Origin of the sequence: Bacillus sp. 7884-1 (genome assembly GCF_002272245.1) — a bacterium.
In the GTDB taxonomy this organism is placed as follows: Bacteria; Bacillota; Bacilli; order Bacillales; family Cytobacillaceae; genus Neobacillus.
Genome location: NZ_NPDD01000273.1, coordinates 1 through 10,043, shown reverse-complemented (window position 1 = coordinate 10,043; position 10,043 = coordinate 1). Strand labels below are relative to the sequence as shown.

At 40.1% G+C, this 10,043-nt stretch carries 9 protein-coding genes; 6 read left to right on the top strand and 3 right to left on the bottom strand.

The features are described 5' to 3' along the window. Positions 1-27: 27 nt before the first annotated feature. Genes CHI06_RS31025 through CHI06_RS27540 form a run of 3 tightly spaced genes read right to left on the bottom strand, consistent with a single transcriptional unit; the run spans position 28 to position 3,069 of the window. Entirely contained in the window at positions 28-1,092 is a 1,065-nt protein-coding gene (locus tag CHI06_RS31025; RefSeq protein ID WP_306453853.1) for a molybdopterin dinucleotide binding domain-containing protein, read from the bottom strand. A 30-nt stretch (positions 1,093-1,122) separates the two neighbouring features. Further along, positions 1,123-2,400, bottom strand: a complete 1,278-nt coding sequence (locus tag CHI06_RS31020) for a molybdopterin-dependent oxidoreductase (protein WP_306453852.1) — start codon at positions 2,398-2,400, stop codon at positions 1,123-1,125. Between the two features lie 3 nt (positions 2,401-2,403). Beyond that, the gene (locus CHI06_RS27540; protein WP_095251830.1) at positions 2,404-3,069 is read right to left on the bottom strand and encodes a TorD/DmsD family molecular chaperone; all 666 of its coding nucleotides are present in this window, start codon (positions 3,067-3,069) and stop codon (positions 2,404-2,406) included. Between the two features lie 346 nt (positions 3,070-3,415). Between CHI06_RS27540 and CHI06_RS27535 the strand changes: the two genes are divergently transcribed. The 6 genes from CHI06_RS27535 (at position 3,416) to CHI06_RS27505 (ending at position 9,904) form a co-directional block, all read left to right on the top strand. Then, the gene (locus tag CHI06_RS27535) at positions 3,416-4,534 is read left to right on the top strand and encodes a hypothetical protein (RefSeq protein ID WP_179292808.1); all 1,119 of its coding nucleotides are present in this window, start codon (positions 3,416-3,418) and stop codon (positions 4,532-4,534) included. Between the two features lie 73 nt (positions 4,535-4,607). Then, positions 4,608-5,726: a glycosyltransferase family 4 protein gene (locus CHI06_RS27530; RefSeq protein WP_095251829.1), complete on the top strand. Its 1,119-nt coding sequence runs from the start codon at positions 4,608-4,610 to the stop codon at positions 5,724-5,726. Next, the gene (locus tag CHI06_RS27525) at positions 5,719-6,495 is read left to right on the top strand and encodes a HipA family kinase (RefSeq protein WP_095251828.1); all 777 of its coding nucleotides are present in this window, start codon (positions 5,719-5,721) and stop codon (positions 6,493-6,495) included. The genes CHI06_RS27530 and CHI06_RS27525 overlap by 8 nt, the downstream gene beginning before the upstream one ends. Positions 6,496-6,628: 133 nt before the next feature. Continuing rightward, positions 6,629-7,534: a UTP--glucose-1-phosphate uridylyltransferase GalU gene (gene galU / locus CHI06_RS27520; protein WP_095251827.1), complete on the top strand. Its 906-nt coding sequence runs from the start codon at positions 6,629-6,631 to the stop codon at positions 7,532-7,534. A 1-nt stretch (position 7,535) separates the two neighbouring features. Beyond that, the gene (locus tag CHI06_RS27515; protein ID WP_095251831.1) at positions 7,536-8,840 is read left to right on the top strand and encodes a UDP-glucose dehydrogenase family protein; all 1,305 of its coding nucleotides are present in this window, start codon (positions 7,536-7,538) and stop codon (positions 8,838-8,840) included. Between the two features lie 248 nt (positions 8,841-9,088). Continuing rightward, on the top strand, positions 9,089-9,904 hold the full coding sequence (locus CHI06_RS27505; protein WP_095251825.1) for a hypothetical protein: 816 nt from the start codon (positions 9,089-9,091) through the stop codon (positions 9,902-9,904). The last annotated feature ends 139 nt before the right edge of the window (positions 9,905-10,043 follow it).

Sequence of the window (10,043 nt, the reverse complement as noted above, 5' to 3'; positions counted from 1 at the left end):
TTTGGGAATCCGGCTTTTTGCTTATTGTTATTCTTTTTGTACTTGGACTAGCACGGTTTGATGGGCGTTGCCTTTAGCCAGCGGGGTGATGCGCTGGCTGGTGAGGACGTTGGCACATCCACCTGTATCGACTCCGTTTTTATCTGGTTTGTACCAAGCGCCTGCCTGCATGGCAACGACTCCAGGAATGATACGTGTGGTGACTTCGGCAGGTATCATAACAATGCCGCGATCGTTATAAATTTTGACTTTATCACCTTTTTTAATGCCTCGCAGTTCGGCATCAGCAGGGTTTATCCAAAGTACCTGTTCTGCCACTTCTTTTAACCATGGGTGGTTATCAAATGTAGAATTGGCTCGGTTTCTTCCTTTCCATGTAATACATTGGAGAGGGAAGGTGGCTTTTAATGGATCCTGTGCGCCTTCCCATTCAGGAATATAAATTGGAATCGCTGGAATTTCACTATGATTCATATCATATAAGCGTTTGGAGAATATCTCAATTTTTCCAGATGGTGTTTCAAATGGGTGATTGGCAGGGTCTTCGATTTGATCCTTGAAGGCAATCCTTGGTCCATCATAACGCCAATAATGAATCCGTTTCTTCTTAAATTCCTCGAAGGTTGGAGTACTCGGCTCGACTTTTCTCGTTTCATCTAAGATATATTTTATCCAGCCGATTTCATCACGACCCTCGGTAAACGCTTGACCTACACCAAGACCTTCAGCCACCTCTGATAACCAGTCATAATCAGAGCGGGATTCATAGTAATTCTCCACAACCTTTTCTGAAAGAATGATATAATCTCCAGATGCCCATGATTCACCGATATTCCAGCGTTCAAAAAAGGTGGTCTCTGGTAATAGAATATCCGCATATTTGGCACTTGGAGTGAGGAAATGGTCGCTAGCAACGATGAACTCTACTAAGCTTTCATCTTCTAGGATTTTTTTTGTTTTATTGATATCAGGCTGTTGGTTAATTAAGTAATTACCAGCTAAATTAAAGATTAATTTAATGTTAGATGTAAGCTTATCGCCATCCTTAAGTCCACTTTCGGGAGTGACCCTTGCTAGGATCGGTGATCGCATCTGTCCAGTTCATTATGGAAATACTCTCTTTTACTGGATTTTCAGGAACAGGGATACCCATCGGGAATTTTCTTGGAATTCCGCCATAACCTGATGCCCAGCCGCCTGACACACCAACATTCCTGTTATCGAAGCTAACATCGTTCCACCGCGGGCAATCCTCTCACCACTCGCATGACGCTGCGGGCCCCAGCCTTGAATTAAGGCTGCTGGCTTAGCTGTAGCATATTCGCGGGCAAGCTCTGCGATTTTCGCTGCAGGGACCTTACAAATTCGCTCTGCCCATTCAGGTGTTTTTTCGATTCCATCCTTTTTACCAAATAAATATGAAACTAGTGATTCTTTCTCAGGCACACCTTCAGGCATGTGTTCCTCATCAAAACCAATCACAAATTTATCGACAAAGTCCTTGTTATTCAGGTTTTCTTTGACAATCACATAAGCCATGGCATCCATAAGTGCATTGTCAGTCCCTGGTAATAAGGGAATCCATTCATCCGCAAAAGCAACGGCCGTATTGGAATATCGAGGGTCAATCGAAATAATCTTGATTCCGGCTTCTTTTAATTTTTTATAATAATGAAGGGTGTTACCGAAAATGGTTTCAGAAGGGTTGTGTCCCCATAAGAGAATCAGCTTTGAATCTTTGAGAGAATCGAGACTGTTTCCGGTTTGGTGGGTACCATATGTATAAGGTGTTGCAGCAGCCGTGTTCCCCATACTTACGGAATGGTAATAGTTTAGAAACCCACCACTTAATACCATTAATCTTCTTGCGAGCTGAGCGCCGCCTACCGTACCGCCAGTAACCGCGGTCCCCTGATGAACGTACCGGGAGGCTGGGCCATATTGTTCAGTAATCCGTTTGGTTTCTTTTGTAATAGTAGCAACCGCTTCTTCCCAAGTAATTCTCTCAAATTTACCTTCGCCGCGTTTTCCGACTCGCTTCATTGGATATTTTAAGCGATCTGGATGGTATTGATTTTTCCGGTAAGAGCGTCCTCTTACACATGCTTTCATATATGGATTAGCTTCATCTAATTCTTGATCACTACGGGCACTTATTCTTGTAATTACCCCGTCCCTTACATGTGCCTTTATCATACATTTACCGCCGCAGTCTAATGTGCTGCAGGTAGGAACAATGGTTTCACTTGCTTCTACAATATTTTTGTTTTCAGATAAATATTTCGTGGACCAGACACCACCGGCAATAACTGGGACAGAGGCAATACCTGTCCATTTCAATAATGACCTTCGTGACAGTTTACTCTCGCCAATTTTAGTTAATAGATTTTTATCACCCATTTTTTAATAGGCCTCCTTCATGGCAGGTATTAGTTCATTTTCTAGATTGAGGTACTCTTCTAAAAGCTGGGCAGCACCTTGGTATAATGAAAAATGGGTTGATTTGCTCAGTAGTTCACAAAGTGCTGAACACCATTTCAGAAGATGATTGTTCAAAAAGGAATATTGATCGTCCAATAATACTTTCTTTGTTTCAACATCTTCGCAATCTAATGTTATTTGAATAAGATAACTGAGAAACTCTAATTCAATCACAATATGATCATCAGGCTCGTTACTTTCGCGGATAAATGATAAACCATACTTTCGATAGCACTTCCTAACCTCCAAAGTTACTGCATCAAATAATAAATGCTCACGACTTAAATAGACAGATTCCCAAAGTGGGGCTGGGAGAGAATTCGGTCCAACAAATAACCGATTATATTCTTCCTTCAATTGTTTGATTTTCTCACCGTCATCTGCATGAAGTTCTTGAATGGAAGCATCTATGAGACGAATTCCTTCACTGATTTCACAAAGGGACTTCCATTGTGAATGAGTTATTATTGTAAATAACTGCTGCTTTTCCGGTGATACATCAAAAATAAAACGTATTAATTGATTAATATACAGTCGATTCTGTAAAAGGGAAGCTTCATTCCATTTGGTGTTCTCGATTGTAGACATAAATTCTCCTTTCAAACTAACTACTATTTTAATAGTAACCTAAGTTTTCCTTGGAATATTTCTTTCTATAAATAGTTAATAAAAAATTTAATGACTTCTTTAACAATATATGGACTTTGAGAATGATTTTCATTTGAACTTGGTTTTATTAATGGAACGAAAGAGATGGCATACATTTTTCTTTTTATAGTCAATTGCCTTTACACTTTATACATCAATTGAATTTATTATAATAGGCAGTAAATTTTTCTAGGGTTTAGGAATAGACAAGCCAATTATCCAAATGAATACTGCCAAAATAACGAAACCAATCAAGCTGCCAACTTGAAAAGGAAGGAGTGAATATATGAATATTGAAAATTTAGAACAATGGATGCAAAACATTAAAGTAACAAACCTGGTTAATGCCGATGTGGAAGTGGTTAATAACACACCGTTAGTGATGATGGGAAAAGGACGCCAAGGTGCAGTTTTTCAAATATCGGATGACATCTGTGTAAAGGTGTTCGGGAATACCGAGGATTGCGATCGCGAATATTATGCTTTATCTCTTGGGCAGGAGACCTCTCTATTTCCAAAGCTCTATGGGAAAGGTCCTCTTTATATTGTGATGGAAATTATCAAGGGTGTTGATTTACGCGAATTTTTACAATCACAGCCATTAACACAGGCACTTTCTGCAAAATTAATTGAAATGCTAATCACGTTCAAAAAAATTGGGTATGAGAGAATTGACCATCATAAGCGTCAAATTTATCTGCAGCCTGACGGCAGTTTAAAGGTAATAGACGTCGCAAGAACTATTTGGCGTGATCGTGTTTATCCATACCCACGTAAATTATTGACTTCCTTAGGGGAAGAAAATAAAGCAATCTTTATGGCACATGTACAAGAAATGGCACCTGAATTATATATGGAATGGCTTCATTACATCCGTATGGAGGAAATCTCCAGGCAAATTACGGAGTTACTTCTTCCGCAGGAACCGGATAAGAATAAAATAAAAAATCTGAGTAATAGTTTATTGACAACAGCGGATGAGAAAAACTATGTGGTGCTCCTCCAGGGTCTCGTTCATAAGGTTTTCAAGGAAGAATGGATCAAAACGATGCTTGCACGTGGGGCAGATCCGGAAAAAGTAATGGAAAAAATCGATGCACATTGGGACAAACTCGAGCAAAGTTTTGAGTCAAGACATCCAGAAAGTGATAGCGGTTATGAGGGTCAAAGACGTTTCGAAGGAGATCGAAACTCCAAGGGAGAACGTGACTCCAGAAGAGGGAAAAGCTTCGAGGGAGAACGTGACTCCAGAAGAGAGAAAAGCTTCGAGGGCGATAGAGGGCGTCGCAGCAAAGGCGCTAAGGGTGGTAAAGGTAAATACTACTCGGGAGATAGATACGATGATCGCAACCGCCGTGACGATAAGCGAGACAAGAACAAAGGCAAGGATAAAAAACGTCGTTAATCGATATTAAGGGTAGAATATAGAGACCTAACAGGGTTGAGGAGGAGCCTAATGAAAACGAGGAGAAACCATTATGAAAGTATTAGTAATCTGGCGTCTGCTGACAGTTGGCGGGGTGAATGCCGGCTGGCGCAATCGTTCGATTTATTTTAAGAAACATGAAATTGATACAGAGTTTTTATACACAACCGATCACGGTGGGCTTCACATTATGGAAGATGTTGCTCCCGTTTATTTGACAAAAGATGAACAAGAGATTATCAAGATCATTGAAAACAATAACTATGATGCCATTATTGTGGTTGACACTGGTGCTGCTTTTAAATGGATTCGCAAAGCTAACTATCAAGGACCCGTATTAGTAGAGGCACGCACCCCAGAACTGATTAAGCTTAAGCCCCATTTAAAATCATTCAGAGGGATAGAACCGGAAGCAATCATTGTTCCTTCACATTATCAAAAACGATTAGTATCCATCCTAACGGACGAGATTCCGATACATGTGATTTACAATGGCATCGATACGTCATTTTACCGAACATTGACTGACGAAGAGATAAATTTTGACAGTCAACCGGTTCTTCCAAACGGTAAAAAAATTATTGGCTGGATTGGCAGATTGGACAAACGTAAAAACTGGCAAATGCTATTAGAAGTAGCAAAGCTCATGAAAAGTCAGCGGGATGATATTGAATTTTGGATGATTGGTGGTGCTCAAAGTGTACAGCGGGAGGAATTCGCAGCGAAATGGCAGGAGGAGCAGCTCACTGATATGGTCAAATGGTTCCCAGTGATACCCTATCATCAAATGCCACATGTTTATGCAAAAATTCGCCAATCAGGCGGCTGTACGCTGGCAACTACTAAGACCGAATCTTTTGGTAATACATTTATTGAATCAATGGTTTGTGGTGTACCAGTAGTTGCCTCAAAAATGATGCCGGTCACGGAATTGGTTGTACACGGGGAGCATGGGCTGCTTTTTCGTGGTCAAAATGTAGAGGATGCTGTTAATCAGCTTTCTGGCATTTTGGACAACCCAAGCCTCCATCAACAAATGTCAAAGGCTGCGATTGAGCGCGTCCATGAAAAGTTCGCAATAGAGGTTGTGGCAGAACAATATGTTCATTTATTGAAAAAAATAGGTGGAATCGACTCCAAGAACGTGAATGGGGTGCAAAGGGATGATTAAACCAATTGCATACAAGAAAACATTAGAAGGAAAATCGAATGCACACTTGATTACATTTAATGATGGACGAGACTATGTCGTGAAATATTTCCAGTCTGGATTTGAGAAAACGTTGGCAAATGAATGGGTCTCTTATTGCCTAGCAAGGTACCTTGGACTACCAATACCCTTTGCACAATTAGTAGAAATCCCTAAAGAGTTTTCCTCACAATACCCTGAACTCTCTCAAATGACTCAAACACAATACCAATTTGCAAGTCTTTACGTGCCAGACTGTTTTGATGGACATCAAGTGACAGAGGTTCCTACTATTTCAAATAAAGAAAAACTAGCAGGTGTTATTTTATTTGATTACTGGATGTGCAATCGTGATCGAACAAGGAAAAATATCATTCTATGTGATGACAAACCGAACTCCTATCGCTTGTGGATTATCGATCATGCGGAAGTGTTTGCTTCCTATAATTGGACATTGCAAGAGATTGAAGCACTGCCGATTACCATTTTAAAAAGTGCAACCCATCAAATGATGGCCTGTTTTATCAAGAATGAGGAGGAATTTAATGAGGAGCTAGATATCATTCAAACGCTGCCCATTCATTTAATAGAAGAAATTGTCGCACTCATTCCAGAAGATTGGCAGGTTACGAGTGAAGAAAGAAAAGCGATTGTTAGTACACTGCACACACGTCGTAAAAGAATACTCAAAAAGTTGATGGAAAGGTTTATCAAAAGAGTTTATCGGCCAATACATGAACAAGACGAATGACTCCCTTGGCTATCTTTATGAAGGGAGTTTTATTATTAAAATTTAAATAAGCGATTTTAATAGGTTACTAACGTGACCGGAGGTTGTTCACATGCATATAAAGGATAGAGGAGAAAAGGAAAGGAGGCAGCATATGAAAATCCGGAAGGCCATTATTCCAGCAGCTGGCCTCGGAACACGATTTTTGCCAGCCACGAAAGCGCAGCCAAAAGAAATGCTGCCGATTGTTGATAAGCCAACCATTCAATATATTGTTGAAGAAGCTGTTGCTTCTGGAATTGAAGAAATTATCATCATCATCGGCAGAGGAAAAAGGTCTATTGAGGATCATTTCGATAAATCGTATGAACTCGAAGATACACTTTTTAGAAAGAACAAATTGGAAATGTTAGCGGAAGTTCAAAAAATATCAAACTTAGTAAATATCGTTTATGTCCGCCAGAAAGAGCCGAAAGGTCTTGGACATGCTATTCTTTGTGCGAAAAGCGTGATTGGGGACGAACCATTTGCGGTTTTACTTGGTGATGATATCGTTATGTCGGAAATTCCCTGCTTAAAGCAAGTCATTGATGTTTTCGAATATTATAATAGTTCGGTTGTTGCCGTTCAAACGGTATCAGAAAATGATGTCAGTAAATATGGAATTATTAAGCCAAAAGGGACGATGATCGAGTCAGACCTTTTTCATATTGATTCGTTAATTGAGAAGCCAAGCATAGAAGAGGCGCCTTCAAGATATGCCATCATGGGAAGATATGTATTGAGCCCTAAGATATTTGAAATCTTAGAGCGAATCCCAATGGGGCGAGGGGATGAGTTACAGTTGACAGATGCAATAAATGAACTGAATAAACACCAGGCCGTCTTTGCCTATAACTTTCAGGGAAGCCGCTATGATATTGGTGATAAGATTGGGTTTATTAAGGCAACCATCGATTTTGCCTTAAGCCGGGAAGATATCCAAGACTCGGTGCTAGCTTATTTGAGAGAAGTCATTACTAACGAAAACCTTCAAAATAGTAAGAGAGAGATTGATTGATATGAAGATTGCTGTTTTAGGTACAGGCTATGTAGGGTTGTCAACTGGTGTTTGTTTAGCGCAAATCGGTCACGATGTCACATGTATGGATATAATGGAACAAAAGATACAACAATTACAGCAAGGGATATCCCCCATTTATGAACCAGGTCTTGAACAATTACTAGCAGCTAATATGGCAGCAGACAGGCTGCATTTTACAACGTCTCTTTCTAAGGCGTTAGCGGAAGCAGAAATCATCATTATTGCAGTGGGGACTCCACAAAGCGATGATGGTGCTGCGGACCTGTCTTATTTAGTACAAGCTGCAAAAGATATTTCCTCCTATTTAACTTCACAAAACATCATCGTTATTAAGAGTACGGTGCCAGTTGGAACGAATGATTTTATTGGAAAACTGATTGAAGACCATTGTGGGTTTAAAGTGAAAATGGTTTCCAATCCTGAATTTCTCCGCCAGGGGTCTGCGATAGAAGATACGATGAAAGCTGATCGAATCATAATAGGTTCTGAAGATGTAGAGGCAGCTGGAAAAATTCATGAAATGTATCGTCCACTAAATGTCCCAGTACTTCTAACAAGCACTAGGAGTGCAGAAATGATTAAATATGCTTCGAATGCGTTTTTAGCAACGAAGATTAGTTATATCAATGAAATTGCCAATTTGTGCGAAGCAGTTGGAGCCGATGTGACCGATGTTGCGAGAGGAATGGGCAAGGATAAAAGGATAGGTGAAGCGTTTTTAAATGCAGGTATCGGCTACGGCGGCTCCTGTTTTCCAAAGGATGTCAAAGCCTTGCTGCATACGGCAGGGTTAAATGGAGTTAAATTCCCTTTGTTAAAAGAGACCATTGCGATTAATGAGTATCAGCAAGAATTGCTGGTGACGAAGGCAATGAAAAGGTTTGGGGGATTAAAAGGCAAAAAAATTGCAATGCTCGGCCTTGCTTTTAAACCAGAAACAGATGATATGAGAGAGGCACCTTCCATTCCAATTGCGCATGTCTTAACAAAATTAGGAGCAAATGTCGTCGCATACGATCCTGTTGCTACTCATAATGCGAGGCGTATTATTGGGGAAACCATTAAATATGCTGGTTCCATCGATGAAGCAGTGTTTGAAGCAGACGCTGTATTGATTGTGACAGAGTGGAATGAGGTAAAAAATATAGACGTAGCAGAGATGGCAGTAAAAATGAAAGAACCCATCATTTTTGACGGCAGAAACTGTCTGTCGGAAGAGAAAATCCGAGCATGCGTGTCTGTAGAATACTATCCTATAGGCAAGCCGCCAATCATCATATAATTAACAGGCATGATCTTTGCTAAAATGTTTTCCGGCAAAATCATGCCTAAGCTTTTTTCATTATTTGAAAACTTTGATACAATAAAAAAAGTATCAATTGAAAATACATAATAAAATTTATAATGAAAATGGGTGTCCACTGGAGACGGACATTTGTACATTAGTGGTGCCTGTCACCAAGGTGACACCTAAGTGGTGTTCACCAAGGTGACACCTAAAAGGTGTTCAACATAGGAAGGTGTGGAAATATGGTTATTGAGCATGAGCAGTTAGAACGGAGTGGTTTGACTCGTTATGTTCTGCCAAAAGGGGATTTTGAGGGGTTTCGTGATGATGAGCATTACCGTGAGAAGTTGAAGGAGTGGGGGCTTTCGTCTGCGAAGGAGGCGAAGCGGGAGTTTTTGTTTAAGGAGAGGAATTACCAGCGTGTGGTGACGATAAAGGGGTACGAAACGTACGGAAAGTCAGATGAGTTTAACACGCTTGTAATAGAGTTTCAGGACGGTAATTTGAGCTGTATCAACCCAGCTTTTCTGAAGGAAATGCAGGCTTCCAGTTTTGGCAGAGAGAGCATGCTTCAGGTTGAGGAGAAGGATTTCAGTACACCAGAACTCGGTTCAGAGGGTTCAGAGTCTCAAGCAGAGGCAAAAACATCTGAATTAAAACAAGTACCAAAATCTGAGCCTAAAAAACCAAAGGCAACAAAACCGAAAAAAGAGCAAGAACCAAAAATTGAGCTTCCAGCAGATAAAGTACACTTTACCGCAAGCGTTAAGCAGTTTGCACTTACGTACAATCCATTTAATGAAGAAAATGATGAAGTCGTTGTTCTAGAAAATGTCCAAATCTTACAAGAACCGCCACTTGAACTTGGACTTGCCTGGTGTAGCCACAGTAAAACTCTTAAGAAGTTTGAATTGGCACCAGGAGATCAACTTGAATTTGACGGAAAAGTGGCAAAGAAGAAATTGGCAAAAGGCAAGGATGTTGAAGAAGAGTTTATTGTCGATACTCCTGTCTTATATAAAGTAAACAATCCATCCAAAATCGTAAAAAATGGATGAATTACAATAGAATACAATTGAGAAAAATGAGTCTTCAAACAAGTTGAAGGCTCATTTTTATTTTAAAGTCTAAGTTAAAGCATATTATTGATTTTGGCACTCTGTTGATTTGTGCGGAAGGCGCGAGACTCCTCGAAAA